This is a genomic window from Streptomyces sp. NPDC093149 (genome assembly GCF_044754145.1).
Classification (GTDB): domain Bacteria; phylum Actinomycetota; class Actinomycetes; order Streptomycetales; family Streptomycetaceae; genus Streptomyces.
This window is the reverse complement of record NZ_JBIVON010000001.1, coordinates 1,225,880-1,248,808: the sequence shown is the minus strand read 5'-3', so window position 1 is coordinate 1,248,808 and position 22,929 is coordinate 1,225,880. Positions and strand designations below refer to the sequence as shown.

At 70.6% G+C, this 22,929-nt stretch carries 16 protein-coding genes; 8 read left to right on the top strand and 8 right to left on the bottom strand.

What is annotated here, in order from left to right; genetic code table 11:
- Positions 1-230: 230 nt before the first annotated feature.
- The 4 genes from ACIQCZ_RS05845 to ACIQCZ_RS05830 are packed head-to-tail and all read right to left on the bottom strand — an operon-like array spanning position 231 to position 4,738.
- The gene (locus ACIQCZ_RS05845) at positions 231-881 is read right to left on the bottom strand and encodes an ATP/GTP-binding protein (RefSeq protein ID WP_391741767.1); all 651 of its coding nucleotides are present in this window, start codon (positions 879-881) and stop codon (positions 231-233) included.
- Positions 862-1,275: a DUF742 domain-containing protein gene (locus tag ACIQCZ_RS05840; protein WP_351077864.1), complete on the bottom strand. Its 414-nt coding sequence runs from the start codon at positions 1,273-1,275 to the stop codon at positions 862-864. Before ACIQCZ_RS05840 ends, ACIQCZ_RS05845 begins: the two co-directional genes overlap by 20 nt.
- Positions 1,272-1,751 carry a roadblock/LC7 domain-containing protein gene (locus ACIQCZ_RS05835; protein WP_351077866.1) on the bottom strand — a complete coding sequence of 160 codons (480 nt, stop codon included), beginning with the start codon at positions 1,749-1,751 and terminating at the stop codon, positions 1,272-1,274. The genes ACIQCZ_RS05840 and ACIQCZ_RS05835 overlap by 4 nt, the downstream gene beginning before the upstream one ends.
- Positions 1,748-4,738 (bottom strand): nitrate- and nitrite sensing domain-containing protein, encoded by a 2,991-nt coding sequence (locus ACIQCZ_RS05830; RefSeq protein WP_402279981.1) that lies wholly within the window; start codon positions 4,736-4,738, stop codon positions 1,748-1,750. Before ACIQCZ_RS05830 ends, ACIQCZ_RS05835 begins: the two co-directional genes overlap by 4 nt.
- Positions 4,739-5,102: 364 nt before the next feature.
- On the opposite strand from ACIQCZ_RS05830, the gene ACIQCZ_RS05825 reads away from it, so the two are divergent.
- Positions 5,103-5,888, top strand: coding sequence for a protein phosphatase 2C domain-containing protein (locus ACIQCZ_RS05825; RefSeq protein WP_402279980.1), 786 nt, complete (start codon positions 5,103-5,105; stop codon positions 5,886-5,888).
- Positions 5,889-5,936: 48 nt separating this feature from the next.
- On the opposite strand, the gene ACIQCZ_RS05820 is transcribed toward ACIQCZ_RS05825, so the two are convergent.
- A complete protein-coding gene (locus ACIQCZ_RS05820; protein ID WP_389636461.1) occupies positions 5,937-6,434 on the bottom strand; it encodes a MarR family winged helix-turn-helix transcriptional regulator in 498 nt (165 codons plus the stop codon).
- Positions 6,435-6,660: 226 nt separating this feature from the next.
- Between ACIQCZ_RS05820 and ACIQCZ_RS05815 the strand changes: the two genes are divergently transcribed.
- Positions 6,661-7,518 (top strand): lysozyme, encoded by an 858-nt coding sequence (locus ACIQCZ_RS05815; protein WP_376322695.1) that lies wholly within the window; start codon positions 6,661-6,663, stop codon positions 7,516-7,518.
- Between the two features lie 226 nt (positions 7,519-7,744).
- Complete coding sequence (locus ACIQCZ_RS05810) at positions 7,745-8,503, top strand: polysaccharide deacetylase family protein (RefSeq protein WP_402280242.1); 759 nt, start codon at positions 7,745-7,747, stop codon at positions 8,501-8,503.
- A gap of 223 nt (positions 8,504-8,726) precedes the next feature.
- Here the strand turns inward: ACIQCZ_RS05810 and lon are convergent, their stop codons facing one another.
- On the bottom strand, positions 8,727-11,186 hold the full coding sequence (gene lon / locus ACIQCZ_RS05805; protein WP_402279978.1) for an endopeptidase La: 2,460 nt from the start codon (positions 11,184-11,186) through the stop codon (positions 8,727-8,729).
- A gap of 81 nt (positions 11,187-11,267) precedes the next feature.
- Between lon and ACIQCZ_RS05800 the strand changes: the two genes are divergently transcribed.
- Positions 11,268-11,855: a hypothetical protein gene (locus tag ACIQCZ_RS05800; RefSeq protein WP_402279977.1), complete on the top strand. Its 588-nt coding sequence runs from the start codon at positions 11,268-11,270 to the stop codon at positions 11,853-11,855.
- Here the strand turns inward: ACIQCZ_RS05800 and ACIQCZ_RS05795 are convergent.
- Positions 11,794-12,654 (bottom strand): rhomboid-like protein, encoded by an 861-nt coding sequence (locus ACIQCZ_RS05795; RefSeq protein ID WP_402279976.1) that lies wholly within the window; start codon positions 12,652-12,654, stop codon positions 11,794-11,796. The two genes, ACIQCZ_RS05800 and ACIQCZ_RS05795, sit on opposite strands and share 62 nt — an antisense overlap.
- Positions 12,655-12,972: 318 nt before the next feature.
- Here ACIQCZ_RS05795 and ACIQCZ_RS05790 point away from each other — a divergent pair, with 318 nt between their 5' ends.
- The 4 genes from ACIQCZ_RS05790 (at position 12,973) to ACIQCZ_RS05775 (ending at position 19,786) form a co-directional block, all read left to right on the top strand.
- Positions 12,973-13,668, top strand: a complete 696-nt coding sequence (locus ACIQCZ_RS05790) for a spermidine synthase (protein ID WP_402279974.1) — start codon at positions 12,973-12,975, stop codon at positions 13,666-13,668.
- 219 nt (positions 13,669-13,887) lie between these two features.
- Positions 13,888-14,625 (top strand): response regulator transcription factor, encoded by a 738-nt coding sequence (locus ACIQCZ_RS05785; RefSeq protein ID WP_014154105.1) that lies wholly within the window; start codon positions 13,888-13,890, stop codon positions 14,623-14,625.
- Complete coding sequence (locus ACIQCZ_RS05780; RefSeq protein ID WP_402279972.1) at positions 14,622-15,698, top strand: ATP-binding protein; 1,077 nt, start codon at positions 14,622-14,624, stop codon at positions 15,696-15,698. The genes ACIQCZ_RS05785 and ACIQCZ_RS05780 overlap by 4 nt, the downstream gene beginning before the upstream one ends.
- Before the next feature lie 257 nt (positions 15,699-15,955).
- Complete coding sequence (locus tag ACIQCZ_RS05775) at positions 15,956-19,786, top strand: multifunctional oxoglutarate decarboxylase/oxoglutarate dehydrogenase thiamine pyrophosphate-binding subunit/dihydrolipoyllysine-residue succinyltransferase subunit (RefSeq protein ID WP_402279970.1); 3,831 nt, start codon at positions 15,956-15,958, stop codon at positions 19,784-19,786.
- Positions 19,787-19,897: 111 nt separating this feature from the next.
- Here the strand turns inward: ACIQCZ_RS05775 and fxsT are convergent, their stop codons facing one another.
- Complete coding sequence (gene fxsT / locus ACIQCZ_RS05770; RefSeq protein WP_402279968.1) at positions 19,898-22,891, bottom strand: FxSxx-COOH system tetratricopeptide repeat protein; 2,994 nt, start codon at positions 22,889-22,891, stop codon at positions 19,898-19,900.
- Between the last annotated feature and the right edge of the window lie 38 nt (positions 22,892-22,929).

Sequence of the window (22,929 nt, the reverse complement as noted above, 5' to 3'; positions counted from 1 at the left end):
GGTCCGGCCCGATCCGTACGAAAGGCCCTTACGGCCTCCCCCACGACAGGGAGCGGGCTCCCGACGTCATGCGACTCCGCTTGCGGCGTTGTCGTCGGTCGACGACGCCCCTTCCCCAAGCTCTCAGCTGCGTTCGAGCAGGGGAGGCCCCATCCGATTCCTTCCTCCGCCTTGCAGTCGAAGCCGCAAGACGCCGCTCGCCGATCCACTCCCTGTCGTGGGGGAGGCCGTCAGGCCGGGGTGGCGTCGAGGGCGTGACCGACGAGGGCCAGCAGCGACTCGACGACAGTGATCCTGTTACGCGCGTCCATGATCACAACTGGTACGTGCGGAGGTACGGTCAGGGCCTCCCGGACGTCCTCGGCCTCGTATCCCGGTGTGCCCTCGAAGTGGTTGACGGCGACGATGTACGGCAGTCCGCAGCTCTCGAAGTAGTCGAGCGCGGGGAAGCAGTCCGCGAGCCGCCGGGTGTCGGCGAGCACGACGGCGCCGATGGCACCGCGCACCAGGTCGTCCCACATGAACCAGAAACGCTGCTGGCCCGGCGTGCCGAACACGTACAGCACGAGGTCGTCGTCGAGCGTGAGCCTGCCGAAGTCCATCGCGACGGTCGTGGTGACCTTGTCGGGCGTCGCGGTGAGATCGTCGGTCTCCTCGCTGGCCTGCGTCATCATCGCTTCGGTCTGCAGCGGAGTGATCTCGGAGACCGACCCCACGAAGGTCGTCTTGCCCACGCCGAACCCGCCCGCGACCACGATCTTCGTGGCGATGGGGGCCCTGGTGTGATCCAACTGCCAGGCCTGCAGCGATTCTTCGGCCTGGTCCTTGGCCCCGGGCTGGCGCGGGGCGAAGAGTGGCGACTCAGAGACGGCGGAGTCCATTGAGCACCCTTTCGAGCAGTGCGCGGTCGGGCTGGCCGGTGCCGTGACCGGTCCCGTACACGCGGATCTTTCCCTGGTCGGCCAAGTCGCTGAGCAGCACCCGGACCACACCGAGCGGCATCTTCAACAGGGCGGAGATCTCCGCGACCGTACGCATCCGGCGGCAGAGTTCGACGATGGCCTGGAGCTCCGGCATGACGCGGGTGGCCAGGTTGCCGTTGGTCAGTTCACGGCGTTCCTCGGGTGCTTCGAGCGCGGCGACGAACGTCTCGACGAGCAGGACGTGGCCGAAGCGGGTGCGGCCGCCGGTGAGGGAGTACGGGCGGACCCGTGCGGGCCTTCGGTCGGACCCGCGGACGGGCAGCCTGCGGGCGGGTTCAGCAGCGGACGTCACTGGGTGCTCTCCATCGATTTGCGCAGTTCACTGCGGAGTTCGGGGGTGAGTACGTGTCCGGCTCGACCGACGAAGAGCGCCATGTGGTACGCGATGACGCTCATGTCGCAGTCCGGGGTTGCGTGCACACCGAGCAGCGAGCCGTCGCTGATCGACATGACGAAGACGCTGCCCTCGTCCATGGCGACCATGGTCTGCTTGACGCCACCGCCGTCCATCAGCTTGGCGGCGCCGGAGGTGAGGCTGCCGATGCCGGAGACGATGGTCGCCAGGTCGGCGCTGGAGCCCCTGGGACCGTCCTGCCGACCGGTGACGCGGGCGGTCTGGTGGCCGGGGTCGGAGGAGAGCAGCATCAGTCCGTCGGACGAGACGACGGTGACCGAGTGGACCCCTGGCACCTCCTCCACCAAATTGCTGAGCAACCAGTGAAGGTTCCGGGCCTCGGTACTCAGCCCGAATGTGCTGGGCGCAGTCAACTGCGTGCCTCCTCGACTGTGTCCCCCGTCTCATCGGTTCGGCCGTCGTTGCGGTCGGCCGGGTCACTGCGGTCGGTATGCGCGGGGCGTCCGGCGTGTACGGCGGTTCCGGGGAACGGTTGGGTCGCCGTCATCTCGGCGATTTCCGCCTCGACGTCCCGACGGCCGTCCTTCGCGCCCTGGTGGAAGCCGCCGAGCCGACGGCGCAGGGCCTCCTTGTCCAGGCTGCCCTTGCGCTCGGAGGCGGGTGCCGTGGCGGGCTTCACGACCTTGGGAGTGCGCTTGGGCAGCCCCTTGTCCGTGATGCGTTCCTGCTGCGGCTGCGACTGCTGCTCCGGCTGCCGGGGGCCCGGCAGGGCGTCGGCGACGGGCGCGGGGGCCGGAGCGATGTACGGCTCCGGGGCGGGCGCGGGGACCGGAGCGGTGTGTGCCGCGGGCTCCGGGGCGGTACGGGGCTCCGCGGACTCGTCGACGGTGCGCTCATGGCGGTCGGGGCCGATGGCGTACGGGTCCGGCGTCGTGGGCTCGGGGCCGTCCGCGATTTCCGGCGCCACCGGGAGCCGGACCTGCATCGTGGTCTCGGCCTCGGTCTCGACGGCGGTCGGAGCGGGCACGGCGTCCGCCGCCTGTCCGGGCTCGGGACCGGCCTCGGGCTCGACAGCGGCGTCGGCCTCGGGCTCGGGCTCGGCAGCGACGCCGGCCTCGCGGATCGTCTGCTCGGCCGCCGCGATCAGCGGGTCGTCGGGCAGGGCGAGCGTGCGCGTCGGCAGCGCGTTGGAGTTGGCCTCGGCGACCGACCCCGGCAGGTTCAGCGCGGGCGCTTCCCCGGGTACCGTCACCGGCGGCGGTGTGGCGGCCGGGGGGGCCTTCGGCAGCAGGACCTTGGGCAGGACGACGACGGCCGTGACCCCGCTGCCCTTGTGGTCGCGCAGCTGGACCCGTACGCCGTGGCGCGCGGCCAGCAGCGAGGTGACCTGGAGGCCGAGTCCGGACCCGGGCGCCGACTTGTCGTCCCCCTCACCCATGTCGAAGAGCGTCGGGTCGCCGAGCCGGGCGTTGAGCTCGCCCATCCGTTCGGCCGACATCCCGATGCCCTCGTCCTGGACGGAGAGCATCACCTCGCCCGTCTCCAGCAGCCAGCCGGAGAGCTGGACAGAGGAGTCCGGCGGCGAGAAGGAGGTGGCGTTCTCCAGGAGTTCGGCGATGAGGTGGCTGAGGTCGTCGGCGGCGAAACCGGCGATCTGGGCGTGCGGCGGCAGGGACTGGATGGTGACCCGCTCGTACCGCTCGATCTCGGAGACCGCCGCGCGCGCCACATCGACCAGCGGGATCGGGCCCGCGTGCCCGTGCCCGTGCTCGGCGCCCGCGAGTACCAGCATGTTCTCGCTGTGCCGGCGCATGACCGTGGCCATGTGGTCGAGCTTGAAGAGGGTGGCCAGCCGCTCCGGGTCGTGCTCCTTCTCCTCCAGGCCCTCGATGACGCCGAGCTGACGCTCGACGAGGCCGAGGCTGCGCAGCGAGAGGTTGACGAAGGTGTGCTGGACCGTGTTCTTCAGCTGCTCCAGCTGGGCGGTCAGGTCGGCGGTCAGGACCTGGAGCTCCGCGCGCTGGACGGTGAGGGCCTCGCGTCCGGCGATCAGCTCGGCGCGCTCGTTCTGCAGGCTCTCGAAGCGGCCGTTGAACTGGTGGAGCAGGCCGTGCAGCTTGCCGTGCAGGGCGTTGATGGACCGCACGACCTGGGCGAACTCGTCGTTGCGGCCGGTGTAGCGGATCGGTTCGGCGTTGTCGGGCTCGGCGACGAGGCGGGCGGCACCGATCCGCAGGACGGCGAGCGGCTGGGTGAGGGTGCGGGCCACGGCGGTGGAGACACCGACGGCGATCAGCAGACAACCGCCGAGCAGCGCGATCCGCAGTTCGAGCGCGGTGACGTCGTCGTCGCGCAGTTGCTCCAGGCGCTGGACCTGTGCGGTGCCGAGGGCGGATTCGACGCCCCGCATCCGGTCGATCCGGGCGGAGAGGGCCGCCGCGACCTTCTTGCTGTTGGTCTGCTGGTCGGATTCGGACAGCTCGGGGCGGTCGGTGAGGGAGTTGAGGTACTTCTCCGCGCTGTCGACCTCGGGGCCGGTGACGGTGGACGACAGCTTGTCGCGGGCGGTGGTGCCCGCGACCTGGTCGAAGTCGGCGAGCGAGGCGAGTTCGCCGACGCGGGCCTGCTGGGCGGCGGCGCTCAGCTCGTCACGGGTGCGGTCGTCCTTGCTGCTGCCCTGGTCCTGGGCCTGGACGGGCAGCCCGGTGATCGGGTCGATCTGCGGGGTCGTGACGGGACGGGGCACGGAGAGCGCGGCGAGCAGCAGCCCGCGGGTGGCGGAGGCCTGCTCGGTGGCCCGGCCGAGCGCGAGCGGCGCGCGGGTGGCCCCGGCGGCGCGCGGCGGGGTCTTCTCGGCGAGTTCGTCGGCGAGGTCGTGGAGCTTGGTGATGACCTCGGTGTACGCCTGGTGGGCCTGCAGTGCCGAGCCCTTGCCGCTGAGCGCGTCGCGGCGCAGCGAGGGAATGGTCGAGAGATCGCGGCGCAGCGCGGCCGGGGCCGCGTCCCTGATCTCGTCCACCTGCTGATCGACGCGGGCGCTCCGGCTGCCGGAGTCGCCCTTGCCCTTCGACGCCGGGCCGGACTGCTCGTCACGGCCGGCCGCGATGTAGGCGGTGACCTCGTCACGCTCGTCCGCGAGGGCGTGCGCGAGCGCGATGGCCTGCTGGTTCAGCTCGGCGAGAGTGACCAGCCGCTGCGACTCGTTCAGGTCCGAGGAAGCGCTGAGGGCCGCGGGCGCGCCCGCGGCGATGACGGTGATACCGACCACCGCGACACCGGCGACCAGCCGGCTGCGTACGCGCACGGTGCGCCGGGTGCCCTCGCTCTCGGCGGGTACCGGTGACGTCACCCCGGAACCGCTGTGCTTGCTGCCCTTGCTCCGAGGCCGCTTCTTCTGCACCGGTGCTCGCAATCTTGACTCGTCCGCCCTTGAAGCAGAGGTGACGCACGATCACATGTGAACGAGCACCCCGACCCCTGTACGGCTTCTGACCATTCCAGTGCTTTTGAGAGGGGGGCGCGCATCAACCACTCCGCCACCTGAACGAGTGAACAACACTCCGGAGTTGACGAACAAGTCTCCCCCCGAGGCGCGCGCGGCACACCTGGAGCTTCGGCTGGAACTTCCGCCCCGGCTTTGGCAGGATGCCCGCCCGCACGCCGCCCGGAGCCATTCCTTCCGTTCGGGACACCCGCCTGACCTGGCGGTACAGGCCGATTCTGATCCATGCAGGGCCCGTGAAGACATCGTGCAGACTGACCGCATGCGCATCGAACTCGCCACCGTCGCCGGCAGCCCCGACCGCCCGAACGAGGACTGGGCGGCCACCACCGTCCCCGCTTCGGGCCAGGGCGGGGCGCTGGTCCTGCTCGACGGGGTGACCCCGCCGAGAGGTGACGACGGTTGTGTGCACTCGGTGCCCTGGTTCACCGCACGGCTCGGCGGCGCGCTGGTCGAACTGTCCGGTTCGCGGCGGGATCTGACCCTCCAGGAGATCCTGGCCGAGTCCATTCGGCGCACCGCCGACGCGCACCGCCACCTGTGTGACCTTTCTCACGTACGGACACCGCAGGCGACGGTCGTCATGGCGCGCTGGGACGAACGCGAGATCGAGCACCTCGTACTGTCCGATTCCGTCCTGCTGTTCGAGGCGCCCGACGGAAGCGTGCGCCCCCTGCTCGACGACCGGCTGGACCGCCTGCCACCGGGCGCGCTCGCCGGCGAGGCGATCGCCGACGCACAGGCGCGGAACAAGGAGGGCGGCTTCTTCACCGCCGCCGCGGACCCGTCCGTGGCGGCCCGTGCGGTCACCGGGCGCACCCCCGTCGCCCGGGTGCGGGCGCTCGCCGCACTGACCGACGGGGCGGCCCGCTGGACCGAGATGTTCCGCGAAGGCGACTGGGCGGACTGCCTCGGGGTGCTCCGCAAGGAGGGGACGCAGGGGCTGATCGACCGCGTCCGGGCCCTGGAGGACGCGGACACGGAGCGCACACGGCTGCGCCGCAGCAAGACCCATGACGACGCGACGGCGGTCTACGCGGTGCTGTGACGCCGTACCGGGACGGGGCGCGCCGCCGGGAGCGGGCAGGCGCGGACGTCAACCCTCGGCGCGGGCGTTCAGGTGATGCAGCAGCCGGGCCAGTTCGGCCACCTCGGCCCGGTCCCAGTCGGCGAGCTTGCGCACATAGCGCTCGCGGCGGGCGTCGCGGACGCTGCGATAGCGGGCCAGCCCCTCGGCGGTGAGGTGGACGAGATAAGCGCGGCCGTCGGCCGGGTCGGGCTCGCGCGCCACCAGTCCGAGGTCTTCCAGGGCGCGGAGTTGACGGCTCATCGTCGCCTTGCCGACGCCGAAGTAGGCGGCCAGATCGGTGGCCCGTTGCCGTCCGGCCGACTCCAGCCGGACGAGAAGTCCGTACGCGGCGGCCTCCAGTTCGGGGTGTACCTCGCGCGCCATTTCGCCGGAGTTGGCCCGCGCCCGCCGCAGAAATACGGCCAACTCCCGCTCCAGGGCCAGGAATGCGTGGTCCACACCACTTTCTCCGGTCGCGCCGGGTTCACTGCCGCTTTCGCTCCCGTGCACGTCAACACCCCTCATTAGCTTTCCTGCCGCTGAAAGTTTCTTTCGCCGCTGGTCATCGCCGCAGCTTGGCCAGTATTTCGCAGGCGTAGACCAACGGCGGCGCCCAGGCCCCCTTCCGCAGCACAGGTCTACGTGCGTAGCGTCATGCATGGCATGTCCACACCATGACATGCCGACAGGGGTGCGCCCGACGCCCCCTGGGATCAGCGCGTCCCCCCACCAAGGCCTCGGAGGCACTCACATGCCGGTGCTCAGATCCGGATCCGGAACGTCCCGCCGCTCGCGCTTCGCGGCGGCCGGAACCCTGCTCGCAGCCCTTTCCCTCCTCCTCACCCTGCCCGGCGCGGCGAGCGCCGCGGGCACCCACGACTCCGCCGTCGCGGCCAAGAAGCCCGCGCGGGGCACGGCCACGATGGGCATGGGCGTCGCCGCCCACGACGGCCAGGGCGAACTGCCGCGCAACACCCTCGCCGCCCAGACCGAAGGCGTGGACGTCGCCAGCTACCAGGGCAACGTCGACTGGCCGACCCTCTGGAACAGCGGCGTGAAGTGGGCCTACACCAAGGCCACCGAGGGCACTTACTACACGAACCCGTACTTCGCCCAGCAGTACAACGGCTCGTACAACGTCGGCATGATCCGGGGCTCGTACCACTTCGCCACCCCGAACACCACGAGCGGCGCCGTCCAGGCCAACTACTTCGTGGACCACGGGGGCGGCTGGTCCAAGGACGGCAAGACCCTGCCGGGCGCGCTCGACATCGAGTGGAACCCTTACGGCGCCCAGTGCTACGGCCTGAGCCAGGCCGCCATGGTGTCCTGGATCCGTGACTTCGTGAACACCTACAAGGCGCGCACCGGACGCGACGCGGTCATCTACACCGCGACCAGCTGGTGGCAGACCTGCACCGGGAACAACGCGAGCTTCGGCACCACCAACCCGCTGTGGGTGGCCCGGTACAACAGCACGGTCGGCGAACTCCCGGCCGGCTGGGGCTACTACACGATGTGGCAGTACACCTCGTCCGGCCCGTACGTCGGCGACCACAGCCACTTCAACGGCGCGCTCGACCGCGTACAGGCCCTCGCCAACGGCTGAGCCGGCCCGCCGCTGCCGCGCGGCACACCGCTTCGCACGACCGAGCCCCCGGTGACCCACCCAATCACCGGGGGCTCCGCCCTGTTCGCGCCCATGACCAGGCCGTTCGGCCCCCGAGCGGGCGCCGGACACCCCTATGAATCCGGTGTATACGCTGTGTGTATAGTCCTTCTCCGCCGCACATCGCACGCCCTGTTCAGCCACGGAGGAGTGACCCGCCTTGCCCATGAAGACGAAGTCGATCGGTGCGGGGTTGGCCGCTGCCCTTGTGACGGCACTCACCCTGACGCTCAGCGGCTGCTCCATGCAGACCACCGCACCGGCCTCGGCGCGTGGCGACGCGGGCTCCGACGCCAAGGGCTCCTTCGGCCCGGTGGACTGCCGCAAGGCCAAGTGCATAGCGCTGACCTTCGACGCGGGACCGGGCGAGGACACCCCGCACCTGCTGGACGTCCTCAAGGAGAGGAAGGTGCACGCGACCTTCTTCCTGCTGGGCAAGAACCACGTCAAGAAGCACCCCGACACCGTGCGCAGGCTCGCGGCCGAGGGGCACGAGGTGGCCAACCACACCTGGTCCCACGAGATCCTGACGGACAAGAAGCCCGCCGAGATACGCGCCGAGCTGGAGAAGACGCAGGACGCGATAGCGGAGATCACCGGCAAGAAGCCGCGGCTGATGCGCCCGCCGCAGGGCCGTACCGACGACACCGTCTCGGGGATCAGCAAGGACCTGGGGCTCTCCCAGATCCTGTGGAGCGCCACCGCCAAGGACTACTCCACCACCGACTCGGCGCTGATCGAGAAGCGCATCCTGGACCAGGCGAGCAAGGACGGCATCATCCTGCTGCACGACATCTACAAGGGGACGGTGCCCGCGGTGCCCGGCATCATCGACGCGCTGAAGAAGCAGGGCTACACCTTTGTCACCGTCCCGCAGCTGATGGCGCCCGCCGAGCCCGTCCCGGGGACGATCTACCGCCCCTGAGAGCCTGTCGGGTGGCCTTCGACCGGGCGGCCGCCCTGGCACGCACGCTTCCCGCGGGGGAAGTCGCCGGCCGTCGCGGCCTTCGGTGCGCCGCTCGCCGCGCGGCCTTCACGGGCCGACCCGCCCGCCCGCACACGCGGAACGGCCCGCCCACCCGTTGCCGGGGAGGCAGGCCGTCCGTACCGGTCGCGCACGTGGTGCCACGTCCGTCACGCCGTGGCGGCTACGCCGCGGCCGGGATCCTCTCCTCGGGCCTGGCCGCGGAGACCGGCGCGAGAGCGATCTCCAGCACCTGGCGGACGTCCGTCACCGGGTGGACCTCCAGGGTGTCCAGGACCTCGGCCGGAACATCGTCCAGGTCGGCCTCGTTCCGCTTCGGGATCACCACGGTGGTGATCCCGGCCCGGTGCGCGGCCAGCAGCTTCTGCTTCAGGCCGCCGATCGGCAGCACCCGTCCGGTCAGCGAGACCTCACCGGTCATCGCCACATCCGTACGGACCAGCCGTCCGGAGAGCAGCGAGGCCAGTGCCGTCGTCATGGTGATGCCGGCGCTCGGGCCGTCCTTGGGGACCGCGCCCGCGGGGAAGTGGATGTGCACGCCGCGGTCCTTCAGGTCCGCGACCGGCAGTTCCAGTTCCGCGCCGTGCGACCGCAGGAAGCTCAGCGCGATCTGCGCGGACTCCTTCATCACGTCGCCGAGCTGACCGGTCAGGGTCAGTCCGGAAGCCCCGGTCTCCGGGTCGGCCAACGACGCCTCCACGAACAGCACGTCGCCACCCGCTCCGGTCACCGCGAGCCCGGTGGCCACGCCCGGCACCGAGGTCCGGCGCTCGGCCGGGTCCTGGGCGGACTCGGGGACGTGGTGCGGCCGTCCGATCAGGCCGCGCAGATCCGCTTCGGTGACCGTGAACGGAAGCTCCCGGTCGCCCAGTTCGTGCTGGGCCGCGACCTTGCGGAGCAGCCGGGCGACGGCCCGCTCCAGGTTCCGTACGCCCGCTTCACGGGTGTACTCGCCGGCCAGCTTGCGCAGCGCGGACTCGTCGAGCGTCACCTCGCCCTCCTCCAGACCGGCCCGCTCCAGCTGGCGCGGGAGCAGGTGGTCGCGGGCGATGACGACCTTCTCGTCCTCGGTGTAGCCGTCGAGCCGAACCAGTTCCATCCGGTCCAGCAGGGCTTCCGGGATGGCTTCGAGCACATTGGCGGTGGCCAGAAACACGACGTCGCTGAGGTCGAGTTCGACCTCCAGGTAGTGGTCGCGGAAGGTGTGGTTCTGGGCCGGGTCGAGGACTTCGAGGAGGGCGGCGGCCGGGTCGCCCCGGAAGTCCGAGCCGACCTTGTCGATCTCGTCGAGCAGGACGACCGGGTTCATCGAACCGGCCTCCTTGACGGCCCGCACGATACGCCCCGGCAGGGCGCCGACGTAGGTACGCCGATGGCCGCGGATCTCCGCCTCGTCCCGCACACCGCCGAGCGCGACGCGGACGAACTTGCGTCCCATGGCGTGCGCGACGGACTCGCCGAGCGAGGTCTTGCCCACGCCCGGAGGCCCCACCAGCGCCAGCACGGCGCCGCCGCGCCGCCCGCCGACGACGCCGAGGCCGCGGTCGGAACGCCGCTTGCGGACCGCCAGGTACTCGGTGATGCGTTCCTTCACGTCCTGCAGGCCCGCGTGCTCGGCGTCGAGGATCTCCTGGGCCCCGCGGATGTCGTAGGCGTCCTCGGTCCGCTCGGTCCAGGGCAGTTCGAGGACGGTGTCGAGCCAGGTCCTGATCCAGGAGCCCTCGGGGCTCTGGTCGGACGAACGCTCCAGCTTGTCGACCTCCTTGAGCGCCGCCTCGCGGACGTGCTCGGGAAGATCGGCGGCCTCGACGCGCGCCCGGTAGTCGTCGGACTCGTCCCCCGGGTCCCCGTTGAGCTCGGAGAGCTCCTTGCGTACGGCTTCGAGCTGCCGCCGCAGCAGGAATTCGCGCTGCTGCTTGTCGACGCCCTCCTGGACGTCCTTGGCGATGGACTCGGCGACGTCCTGCTCGGCGAGGTGCTCGCCGAGCCACTGGATGGCGAGCTTCAACCGGGCGACCGCGTCCACGGTCTCCAGGAGCTGCACCTTCTGGGCAGTGGTGAGGAAGGGTGAGTATCCGGAATTGTCGGCGAGTGCGGAGATGTCCTCGATCTGCTGGACCCGGTCCACGACCTGCCAGGCCCCGCGCTTCTTCAGCCAGCTGGTGGCGAGTGCCTTGTACTCCTTGACCAGCTCGGCGGCGGCTCCGGGCATGGGGCCTCCCCGGCCGAGCTTGTTCGAGGCTGGGGAAGGGTCGGGGACGACCGCGTCGACCCGGGTCCCCTCCACCCAGAGCGCGGCCCCCGGTCCGCTGGTCCCGGCCCCGATCCGTACCCGGCCACGGCCGCGGATGAGCGCGCCCGGATCTCCGTCCGAAAGCCGTCCGACCTGCTCGACGGTGCCGATGACACCGGTGCCGGTGTACGTCCCGTCGATCCGCGGCACCAGAAGCACCTCGGGCTTGCCGCCCCCCTCGCGGGCCGCGGCCTGCGCGGCCTCCACGGCGGCGCGCACATCGGTGTCGGACAGGTCCAGAGGCACCACCATCCCGGGCAGCACGACTTCGTCGTCGAGCGGCAGCACAGGCAGGGCGAGCGGAGTGACCGCATTGGACTCGGTAGCCATGATCTCCCCTTCAGCAGTCAAGTTGAGCTATGAAGACTCAATGCTCCTGAGCCGCCCATTGTTCCCCGGGGCACGTTCGCTGTGAGCGATCACCGAGAGGCACTCGCCGCTCACGGATCCGACGGGCCCGTCCCGGCCGCGGGCCTGTACATGGTGAACCTCGCGCGCCTCCGCTTCAGTCCCACGGGCGGTGATCGATTGCTCCGTCGGCGCTCCGGCCGGGCCGCCGGAGAAGCGGAACCCCCGGAAAACCGTGCGGCAGCCGCACCGGGCAGCGGGCAGAGTGCCGGCGCCACTCCGCTGCTCGCCCGCGAGACCGACGGGGAGCTGCTCCACCTCTCGCTCCCCCGCCGGCGGCGAAGGGCCGCCGAGGCCGCCACCGGCGGCGGGCGAAACCTCGGCCGCGACTCCGCCCGCCGCATCGTCCGCCCGGTCGGGCTTCACACCCCGGTCATGCCGCAGTGGGGTGGCTGGACCAGCGGTCCGGTGGAGTCGGCCGAGGTGTTCGCCCGCCACTGCCCGGACCGTCCGGCGCGGATCGGGCAGATGCGGGTGGCCGCGCCCTCGGGCCGCGCCCCCTCCGCCGATCCGGCCGTCCTGGTGATGCTCATCGACGGTCTGGTGCCCTGGCCGGCAGCCGGACACCTCGCGGTGCACGGTGGGCCCTGATCGCCACGCCCCGGGCCGCGACGACCCGGCGCAACAGCGGCCAGCAGGCCACACCCAGCAGCAGCGCCAGCGGATGCCCCCAGTCGGTGAGGGGGCTGCTCAGCTCGAACAGATCCTGCAGCAGCATCGCGCCGACGCCGCCGAGCACCACCACCCGGAGCCATGGCACGAGCAGCCCGGCGAGGGCGCCCACGCTCGCCATCAGCCCGAAGCTGATGCCGTAGTCGAGCCGGTGCAGCGAGGACTCCGGCAGGTGACCGGCCACCACGGACAGCCCGACCGGGATCTCCGTGGCGAGCGTCGCCACGACATGGCCGAGCAGGAACACCCCGGCGGTGCGCCACCCCCCGATGCGACGCTCCAGGGCGGTCAGCACGAGAGCGAAGCCGATGACGTACGGCGAGGTGAGCCCGCCGACGACCCAGAGGGCACTGGCGGCCAGGACGAGCAGCGGGGTCTCGCCGAGATGCGCGACATCCGTGCTCGACGCGCGCAGGACCGCGGAGACGGTGTCCTGGTCGGCGAACTCCATGAAGAGGGACGTACCGACGAGCACCAGCAGATAGCCGAAGGTGAACGGGGTGCCGGTGGGCGTCGGCAGCATCCGCAGCCGAAGGCGCGCCTTGCGCGCATCGCGGGCCTCGTGCGCATCGCGGGCCTCGTGCGCATCGCGGGCCTTCGGGGCCTGCCGGGCCGGAGGAGGGGCGCCCTCTCCCGTGCGGCGCTGACGCGGTATGGCGTCGAGCGGCGGCGCCTCGTGGTGTTCCTCGCCAGCCGCTCTGTCCGTACCCTGATGCACCGCGCGAGGCCCCTTTCCGTACAAGCCCCCCAAAACAACGTCCTACCCTCCGCGATCGTCCCCCACGTCGTCCATGGCGTGAGCCACACGAGGTGGCCGAAAACGGGCCATCGCTGCGCGCCGGGCGTCGGCCACACCATTCTTCCGTCCTCTTATATGCGCTTACGCTCCCCGAGGGGCATGTTCCTCGACGGCGCACCCCCGAGGCCCGGGGCGGCGCCCCACCGGCGCACCCCCTCGGCAATGCGCTGGCCGCCGACCGCGTCGACCGGACAGGATGGCGGGGACCGTGTCCGCCACGCACCGGAGATCCGCACCATGCCCGACATCCACGGCCCCGACGCTCTCGCCCCTGTCACACTCGACCGCCGTGAAGGCCCGTACGGCGAGGTCGTGCTGCGGGAGCGGGGCGACGACTTCGAGATCATCGCCAACGGGTGCTTCCTGATGGACACCTCGGACGGGCGTTCCGAGCGGCTGCTGATCGACGCGGCGCTGGCCGCTCTGCCCGCCGGGCGGACGGCCCCGTCGGTACTCATCGGGGGTCTCGGGGTCGGCTTCTCTCTCGCCCGCGCCGCCGACGAGCCGCGATGGGGGCGGATCGCCGTCGTCGAGCGGGAGCAGGCGATCGTGGACTGGCACCGGGAGGGACCGCTGGCCGCGATCTCCGGGGCGGCGCTCGCCGATCCGCGGACCGCGATCCTGACGACGGATCTCGTCTCGTACCTGCACACGACTACGGACCGTTACGACGCCCTGTGCCTGGACATCGACAACGGGCCCGACTGGACCGTCACTGAGGACAACACCAGCCTGTACTCCCCCGCCGGCCTGGCGGACTGCCGGGAGCGGCTGACACCGGGCGGCGTTCTCGCAGTGTGGTCCGCACAACCGTCCGCCGAGTTCGAACAAGCCTTGCGGAATGCCGGATTCAGTGGGGTAAGAACCGAAGAGGTAAGCGTTGCCCGAGGTGTTCCGGACGTGGTTCATCTCGCACTTCGGACAGACCGATAGGGCCCTCGGGTGTCCGCTCCCCCCGGACGCCCGGGGCCAAGCGCCACAAGGCCGACACTCCGCCACTTTCATTGCACCGAAGCCGTTACACCCTGCGTAGCCGAGAGCGGTCCGCTGCCTTTACGCTGCTGACCGGTGACGGGATCACCCATGACATCCACAAGCGAAGACCGCGCCTCCGGGGGAATGGCCCCCGTGAGAGCGGGCAGGGGCGGGGCGATGGAACAGACACACACCACCCACAACGGTGTCGCGGCCACCCCGGGCGCGCAGCGCCGGGTGCTGGTGGTCGAGGACGACGCCACGATCGTCGATGCCATTTCCGCCCGGCTGCGGGCCGAGGGCTTTCTGGTGCAGACCGCACTCGACGGGCCCGCGGCCGTGGATGCGGCCGAGGCGTGGCAGCCCGATCTGATGGTGCTCGACATCATGCTCCCCGGCTTCGACGGACTGGAGGTCTGCCGTCGCGTGCAGGCCCAGCGGCCGGTGCCGGTGCTGATGCTGACCGCCAGGGACGACGAGACCGACATGCTGGTCGGCCTCGGGGTCGGCGCCGACGACTACATGACCAAGCCGTTCTCGATGCGTGAGCTGGCGGCGCGGGTGCACGTCCTGCTGCGCCGGGTCGAGCGCGCCGCACTGGCCGCGGTCACACCGCGCAGCGGCATACTGCGCCTCGGCGAGCTGGAGATCGATCACGCGCAGCGCCGGGTCCGGGTGCGCGCCGACGACGTCCACCTCACCCCGACCGAGTTCGACCTGCTGGTCTGCCTGGCCAACACGCCGCGTGCGGTGCTCTCCCGGGAGCAGCTGCTGGCCGAGGTCTGGGACTGGGCGGACGCCTCCGGCACCCGTACGGTCGACAGCCACATCAAGGCGCTGCGCCGGAAGATCGGTGCGGAGCGGATCCGTACCGTGCACGGTGTCGGCTACGCCCTGGAGACCCCTGCACCATGACCCGGCCCGGTTCCGGACTGCGTCCCTTCTCGGTCAAGGCCAAGCTGGGCACGCTCGTGGTGGTGTCGGTGTTCATCACCACCGGGCTGCTGATGGTGGCCCTGCGCACCAGGACCGAGCTGCGCTTCATCACGGTGTTCTCGGTGATCGCGACCCTGCTGATCACCCAGTTCGTGGCACATGGCCTGACGGCACCGCTGGACGAGATGACGACCGTGGCCCGGTCCATCTCGCACGGCGACTACACCAGACGGGTGAGCGGCGCCGACCGGCGTGACGAGCTCGGCGACCTGGCCCAGACGATCAACCGCATGGCGGACGACCTGGAGGCCGTGGACCGGCACCGCAAGGAGCTGGTGGCCAATGTGTCGCACGAGCTGCGGACACCCATCGCGGCGCTGAGAGCCGTGCTGGAGAACGTCGTGGACGGGGTGTCCTCGGCCGATCCCGAGACGATGCGCACGGCGCTGAAACAGACCGAGCGGCTCGGCAGGCTGGTGGAGACACTGCTGGACCTGTCCCGCCTGGACAACGGGGTGGTCACGCTGAAGGCCCGCCGCTTCGAGGTGTGGCCGTATCTGTCGGGTGTGCTGAAGGAGGCGAATCTCGCCGCCTCGCACCGCCGGCTGCCCTCCGGCTCCGGCAACCACACCCGCACGGACGTGCATCTGCATCTGGACGTGTCGCCGCCCGAGCTGACCGCGCACGCGGACGCGGAACGGCTGCACCAGGTGGTGGCCAATCTGGTCGACAACGCTGTCAAGCACAGCCCGCCGCACGGCCGGGTCACGGTGCTGGCCCGGCGGGGCGCCGGGCCGGAGTCCTTGGCGCTGGAGGTACTGGACGAGGGTCCGGGCATCCCGGAGTCCGAGCGGCACCGGGTCTTCGAGCGTTTCAACCGCGGCCAGGTGCCGTCCCCGCACGGCCCCGGCAGCGACGGCGGTACGGGTCTGGGCCTGGCGATCGCCCGCTGGGCGGTGGATCTGCACGGCGGACGGATCGGTGTGGCCGAATCCGCTCGCGGGTGTCGCATCCAGGTCACTCTTCCGGGGATCCCACAACCGCGAGGTTGACATAGGGTTCGAACCGGAAGGGCACGTTCTACGCGTTCTCTTCCATGGGTACGGTCCAAGGGGTCGTAGCCGCGGCCCCGCGTACCCGGAGCGAGGCGGAACCATGCTTGTTTCCCGCCATTTCCTGCGCCGAAACCCGCCTTCCGATGTGACTTGCGCGACGAAGGGCGGCCCGGCCTGCATGGAACGGCTGGGGAGGCGTAGCCTTGATTTCCGCTGTCCATCACCTTGTGAAGCGGAAGAGGGCGGTTGCCGCCGTGTCGTCTCAGTCCCCCAGTAACTCGAGCATCTCGACCGACCAAGCCGGCCCGGGTACCGACCCGGCCGCGGCTTTCGGCCCCAATGAGTGGCTCGTCGACGAGATCTACCAGCAGTACCTCCAGGATCCCAACTCGGTCGACCGTGCCTGGTGGGACTTCTTCGCCGACTACAAGCCGGGTACGTCCGGCACGGCGGACAAGCCCGTTCCCGGCGCCGCAGCCGCGGGGGCTGCGGTGACCCCGGCCGCCGCCGCACCGGCAGCCGCACCCCAGGCCACCCCGGCGCAGGTCCCGGCCCCGGCCACGAAGGCCCCCGCACCCGCGGCTCCGGCGCCCGCACAGGCCGCTCCCGCCGCCGCTGCTCCGGCAGCCCCGGCGAAGGCCGCGCCGGCCCCGGTCGCGAAGGCCGCCGAGACCCCGGCCAAGCCCGCGGCGGCACCGGCCGGCGAGGCCCCGGCCGGCCCCGAGTACGTGACGCTGCGCGGCCCGTCGGCCGCCGTCGCGAAGAACATGAACGCCTCGCTGGAGCTGCCGACGGCCACGTCCGTCCGCGCCGTTCCGGTGAAGCTGCTCTTCGACAACCGCATCGTCATCAACAACCACCTCAAGCGCGCCCGGGGCGGGAAGATCTCCTTCACGCACCTCATCGGGTACGCGATGGTGCAGGCCCTCAAGGCCATGCCGACGATGAACCACTCCTTCGCGCTGAAGGACGGCAAGCCGACCCTGGTCAAGCCGGAGCACGTCAACCTCGGTCTGGCCATCGACCTGGTGAAGCCGAACGGCGACCGTCAGCTGGTCGTCGCGGCCATCAAGAAGGCCGAGACGCTCAACTTCTTCGAGTTCTGGCAGGCGTACGAGGACATCGTCCGCCGCGCCCGCAACGGCAAGCTCGGCATGGACGACTTCACCGGCGTCACCGCCTCGCTGACCAACCCCGGCGGCATCGGCACCGTGCACTCGGTGCCCCGCCTGATGCCCGGACAGGGCCTCATCATGGGCGTCGGCGCGATGGACTACCCGGCCGAGTTCCAGGGCACCTCCCAGGACACCCTGAACAAGCTGGGCATCTCCAAGGTCATGACGCTGACCTCGACGTACGACCACCGGGTGATCCAGGGCGCCGCCTCCGGCGAGTTCCTGCGGATCGTCGCCCAACTCCTGCTCGGCGAGAACGAGTTCTACGACGAGATCTTCAAGTCGCTGCGCATCCCGTACGAGCCGGTCCGCTGGCTCACGGACATCGACGCCTCGCACGACAACGACGTGACCAAGGCCGCGCGGGTCTTCGAGCTGATCCACTCCTACCGGGTCCGCGGCCACGTCATGGCCGACACCGACCCGCTGGAGTACCGCCAGCGCAAGCACCCCGACCTGGACATCACCGAGCACGGCCTCACCCTGTGGGACCTGGAGCGGGACTTCGCGGTCGGCGGTTTCGCCGGCAAGTCGATGATGAAGCTCCGCGACATCCTCGGTGTGCTGCGCGAGTCGTACTGCCGCACCACCGGCATCGAGTTCATGCACATCCAGGACCCGAAGCAGCGCAAGTGGCTCCAGGACCGGGTGGAGCGCCCGCGCGCCCAGCAGCCCGAGCGCGAGGAGCAGCTGCGCATCCTGCGCCGCCTCAACGCCGCCGAGGCGTTCGAGACGTTCCTGCAGACCAAGTACGTCGGCCAGAAGCGGTTCTCGCTGGAGGGCGGCGAGTCCGTCATCCCGCTGCTCGACGCGGTCATCGACTCCGCGGCGGAGGCCCGCCTCGACGAGGTCGTCATCGGCATGGCCCACCGCGGCCGGCTGAACGTGCTGGCGAACATCGTCGGCAAGTCGTACGCGCAGATCTTCCGCGAGTTCGAGGGGAACCTCGACCCCCGGTCGATGCACGGCTCCGGCGACGTGAAGTACCACTTGGGTGCCGAGGGCACCTTCACCGGTCTGGACGGCGAGCAGATCAAGGTCTCGCTGGCCGCCAACCCCTCGCACCTGGAGGCGGTCGACCCGGTCCTGGAGGGCATCGCCCGCGCCAAGCAGGACATCATCAACAAGGGCGGCACGGACTTCACGGTCCTGCCGGTCGCGCTCCACGGCGACGCGGCCTTCGCGGGCCAGGGCGTCGTCGCCGAGACGCTCAACATGTCGCAGCTGCGCGGCTACCGCACCGGCGGCACCGTGCACGTGGTGATCAACAACCAGGTCGGCTTCACCGCCGCCCCGGAGTCCTCGCGCTCCTCGATGTACGCCACCGACGTGGCGCGCATGATCGAGGCGCCGATCATCCACGTCAACGGCGACGACCCCGAGGCCGTCGTCCGGGTCGCACGGCTGGCCTTCGAGTTCCGGCAGGCGTTCAACAAGGACGTCGTGATCGACCTCATCTGCTACCGCCGCCGCGGTCACAACGAGGGCGACAACCCGGAGTTCACCAACCCGCAGATGTACACCCTGATCGACAAGAAGCGCTCGGTGCGCAAGCTCTACACCGAGTCCCTCATCGGTCGCGGCGACATCACGCTGGAAGAGGCCGAGCAGGCGCTCCAGGACTTCCAGGGCCAGCTGGAGAAGGTCTTCGCGGAGGTCCGCGAGGCCACCTCGCTGCCGGCTCCGGCGCACACCCCCGAGGTCCAGCCCGAGTTCCCGGTCGCCGTGACCACCGCGGTCTCCCAGGAGGTCGTGAAGGTCATCGCGGAGTCGCAGGTCAACATCCCCGAGCGGATCACCGTCCACCCCCGTCTGATGCCGCAGATGCAGCGTCGCGCGGCCTCGGTGGAGAACGGCACGATCGACTGGGGCATGGGCGAGACCCTGGCCATCGGTTCGCTGCTGATGGAGGGCACCCCGGTCCGGCTCGCCGGCCAGGACACCCGCCGCGGCACCTTCGGCCAGCGCCACGCGGTCCTCGTCGACCAGGTGACCGGCGAGGACTACACCCCGCTGCTCTACCTCTCCGACGACCAGGCCCGTTACAACGTCTACGACTCGCTGCTCAGCGAGTACGCGGCGATGGGCTTCGAGTACGGCTACTCGCTGGCCCGTCCGGAGTCGCTGGTCATCTGGGAGGCCCAGTTCGGTGACTTCGTCAACGGCGCGCAGACCGTCGTCGACGAGTTCATCTCCTCGGCCGAGCAGAAGTGGGGTCAGACCTCCGGCGTCACGCTGCTGCTGCCGCACGGTTACGAGGGCCAGGGCCCGGACCACTCGTCCGCCCGCCCGGAGCGCTTCCTCACGCTGTGCGCGCAGAACAACATGACGGTCGCCATGCCGACCCTGCCGTCGAACTACTTCCACCTCCTGCGGTGGCAGGTGCACAACCCGCACCACAAGCCGCTGATCGTCTTCACCCCGAAGTCGATGCTCCGCCTCAAGGCGGCCGCGTCGAAGGTGGAGGAGTTCACCACCGGCGGCTTCCGCCCGGTGATCGGCGACGACTCGGTGAACGCGGACGACGTCCGCAAGGTCGTCTTCTGCGCCGGCAAGGTCTACTACGACCTGGAGGCCGAGCGCACGAAGCGTGGCGTCACGGACACCGCGATCATCCGTCTGGAGCGCCTGTACCCGCTGCCGGGTGCCGAGCTGCAGGCCGAGATCGCCAAGTACCCGAACGCCGAGAAGTACCTCTGGACCCAGGAGGAGCCGGCCAACCAGGGCGCCTGGCCGTTCATCGCCCTGAACCTGATCGACCACCTGGACCTGGCCGTCGGCGCCGACGTCCCGCACGATGAGCGTCTGCGCCGCATCTCGCGGCCGCACAGCTCGTCCCCGGCGGTGGGCTCCGCCAAGCGCCACCAGGCCGAGCAGGCCCAGCTGGTCGCCGAGGTCTTCGACGCCTGACCCGCTGCTGCACGAACCAGGGCCCGGTCCCGCGAACTGCTCGCGGGGCCGGGCCCTTCGGTGTGCGGCAGGCGCTGTACGGACGCCATCCGATCCGAGGCCGCCAGGCTCTCAGACGATCGGGGGCTCGAAGTCCCAGTACGGGCGGTTGCGCGAGCGGGCCGAGACCGTATGGACATGCTGGGCGCCGAGGGTGGCCGCCAGGTCGCCCAGCGCCTCGTTCTCGACCTTCTCGGCCCGCTGCCGCTCCCGGACGCCGCGCAGGTCCGCGGCGTGGGCGATCCGGGCGGAGAGGGTCAACGGGTGGGTCCGGCCGAGGGTCTCGGTGGCCCGGGTGATGACCGCGTCCGTCAGCGTGGCCGCGGATTCCGGGTCCCCCACCAGGTTGCGCAGCGCCGAGGCGTTGATGGCACACCCCAGGGTCCAGGGGTGATACTCACCTACGGCCTGCGTCAACGCGGCCAGGGCCCCTTCCAGCAGTGCGTGGGCGTGGTCGCGCTCGCCCACGTTGCGCAGGATCAGGGCGTGGTTGGCCCGCGTTCCCGCCACGAAGGGGTGGTCCTCGCCGAGCATGTTCACATAGCCGTCGACGACCTTCTCGCTTATGCCCCTGGCCTGGTCGATGTCCGCGTGCTCGCGGGCGAAGCAGCTCTGGCCGGCCGCGAACATCATGGTCAGCGGGGCGCCGTCGCCCAGCACCCGTTCGCATCGCTCCAGCACCCGGGTGAACAGGGCCGAGGCCGTGGCGCGCTCCCCCGAACGGTAGTGGCACAGCGCGAGGTTGTATTCGGCTCCCAGCGTCTGCGGATTGTCGTGGCCCATAACCAGCCGGTGCACCCGGACGCTCTGGTTCTGGAGCGACAGCGCGTCGCCGTAGCGGCCGAGCAGGCGCAGGTCGATGGCGTAGCTGGTCTGGGACGACAGGGTCCAGTTGTGACGTTGGCCCAGGAACTGCCGACGGGCTTCCAGAGTCCGCTGGTTGAGCTCCAGCGACTCCTCGTACCGGCCGAGCAGCCGCAGCGAAACGGCCAGGTTGTTCTGGGCGTTGAGCGTGCGTGAGTCCTGGTCGCCCAGCAGTTCACGGTAGGCGGCGAGGACCCAGCCCGACATCTCCAGCGCCTCGTCGTACCGGCCGAGGCCCCGCAGATCGGCGGCGAGGCCTCCGGCGGCACGCAGGTGCTCCAGATCCTGTACGCCGCGCTCGGTACGCAGATGGTCCACGGCGGCACGCTCGATCGCTTCCGTGCCGGCGTAGTCACCGACGGCCCGCAGCAGGTTGGCGTAGTGGTAGCTGAGGTCCCAGATCCTTGGGTGGTCCTCGCCGAGCAGCTCCCGCCAGGCCTTCATGGCGCGTTCGCCCAGCTTGATGCCGGCCCGGTACTCCCCGGAGAGGTACATGTAGCGCAGACAGTTGAGCACCAGGGTCTGCACCGCCGGGTCGGTGCTCCTGAGCACGTCGGCCCACTTCAGGTGCGGGGTGATCTCGGCGTAGGCGGGCCACAGCCGGGTGTCGGTGGGCCTGCCGGGATCCGCGGCCGCGAGAGCCCGGCGGACCACGTCGATGAACTCCCGGCGGTCCCGTTCCGTCATGTCGTGACCGACGATCTGGTGGACCATGCGGTGCATGTAGAGCGACTCGCCGGACGACGCCTCCTCGACGGCCGACTCGTGGGACTCCAGCCGGACCACGGAGTACTGGCGGAGCTGGCTGATCGCCTTGTTCCACAGCAGCGGGTCGTTCATCAGGCCGGAGACCTGTTCCGGCAGTTCACCGGCGGGCATCTCCTTCAGCAGCCGCACGGGGATGGAGCCGGGTGCGAAGAAACTGCACAGGCGGAGCAGGTCGACGGACTCGGGGACGGTGTCCTTGAGCTTGTTCAGCAGTATCGACCAGGCGGTCTGGAAGGCGAGCGGGAAGTCAGCGGAGACCTTGACGACGTCCTGGTCGATGCCGCCTTCGAGGAGTTCGATGTACTCCTCGACCGACAGGTCGGAGTCGTTCAGCCAGCCCGCGGTCTGGTCGAGGAGCAGCGGGAGGTCTTCGAGCGCGTCGGCGAGCCGGTCGGCCTCGGCCGGGGTCAGGCGCGGGGCGCGGCGCCGGATGAAGGCGACCGACTCGTCCCGGCTGTAGACGGGTACCTCGACGAGGTTGCTGTTGTGCTCGCCCCACTCCGGGTTGCGCGAGGTGATGAGGACGTGTCCGGGACCGGTCGGCACGAGGTCCCAGATGTGTTCGGGCTCGTCGGCACCGTCGAGGACGAGGAGCCAGTGGGAGTGCGGCTCGCCGCGGCGCAGCGCGTCCCGTACCGCGCGCAGCCGCTCGCCGTACTCGACGCCGGTGGACAGGCCCAGTTCGGGGGCGAGTTCGGCGAGCCTCTGGCGGTAGAGCGCACGCCGGTCGGCGGGCACCCACCAGACCACGTCGTACTCGGAACCGAAGCGGTAGACGTACTCCGCGGCGAGTTGGGTCTTGCCGACGCCGGACATGCCGTACAGGGTCACGACCCCGGCGCCGGTTCCGGCGTCCTGGAGGGCCTGGTACGCCTTGTTGAGCAGTTCCTCACGCCCGGTGAACCGGGTGTTGCGGCGCGGTACCCCGCCCCACACCTCGGGGGTGTCGGCCGGATAGCGGGGGCCCGGCCGGGTCTCGGCGGAGGCGGGCAGCGGGTCCGTGGGCAGGCCCAGGCGGGTCAGCAGCCGCCGCTCGGCCTCGTCGGCACCGACGTTGGTCAGGTCGGCCGCGCCGAGGACGGAGGTGGCCCCGGGCAACGCCGAGGTGGTGACGGAGACGGCGGCGAAGCGGTCGGGGTCAGGGGCGACGACCTCGCGCAGCGCCCTGTTCCACTCGTCGTGGCCACGGGGTCCGAGCTGGAAGTACCAGTCGCTGAGGATCACCAGGACCTGGCCTCGGGACAGGGTCAGGTCCCGCAGGGACTCCTCCAGCGGGATCTCCACCGGGGGGTCCCAGCGCTGCTGGACCACCGTCACGCCACGCCGTTCCAGACGGTCCGCGATCCACGCCGCCCAGGCGCGGTTGAAACCGGCGGAACTGATGGTGACGGTCTGCGCCCCGGTTGCTCCAACTTGCTTACGCGTTCCGGGCATTCAACCGTCTCCCTGCCTCGATGCGAGCCTTTTCAACA

Coding starts and splice junctions, on each gene's coding strand:
- ACIQCZ_RS05845 (WP_391741767.1), bottom strand. CDS start 881: ATGGACTCCGCCGTCTCTGAGTCGCCACTCTTCGCCCCGCGCCAGCCC.
- ACIQCZ_RS05825 (WP_402279980.1), top strand. CDS start 5,103: ATGCGCATCGAACTCGCCACCGTCGCCGGCAGCCCCGACCGCCCGAAC.
- ACIQCZ_RS05820 (WP_389636461.1), bottom strand. CDS start 6,434: ATGAGGGGTGTTGACGTGCACGGGAGCGAAAGCGGCAGTGAACCCGGC.
- ACIQCZ_RS05815 (WP_376322695.1), top strand. CDS start 6,661: ATGCCGGTGCTCAGATCCGGATCCGGAACGTCCCGCCGCTCGCGCTTC.
- ACIQCZ_RS05810 (WP_402280242.1), top strand. CDS start 7,745: ATGAAGACGAAGTCGATCGGTGCGGGGTTGGCCGCTGCCCTTGTGACG.
- lon (WP_402279978.1), bottom strand. CDS start 11,186: ATGGCTACCGAGTCCAATGCGGTCACTCCGCTCGCCCTGCCTGTGCTG.
- ACIQCZ_RS05790 (WP_402279974.1), top strand. CDS start 12,973: ATGCCCGACATCCACGGCCCCGACGCTCTCGCCCCTGTCACACTCGAC.
- ACIQCZ_RS05785 (WP_014154105.1), top strand. CDS start 13,888: ATGGAACAGACACACACCACCCACAACGGTGTCGCGGCCACCCCGGGC.
- ACIQCZ_RS05780 (WP_402279972.1), top strand. CDS start 14,622: ATGACCCGGCCCGGTTCCGGACTGCGTCCCTTCTCGGTCAAGGCCAAG.
- fxsT (WP_402279968.1), bottom strand. CDS start 22,891: ATGCCCGGAACGCGTAAGCAAGTTGGAGCAACCGGGGCGCAGACCGTC.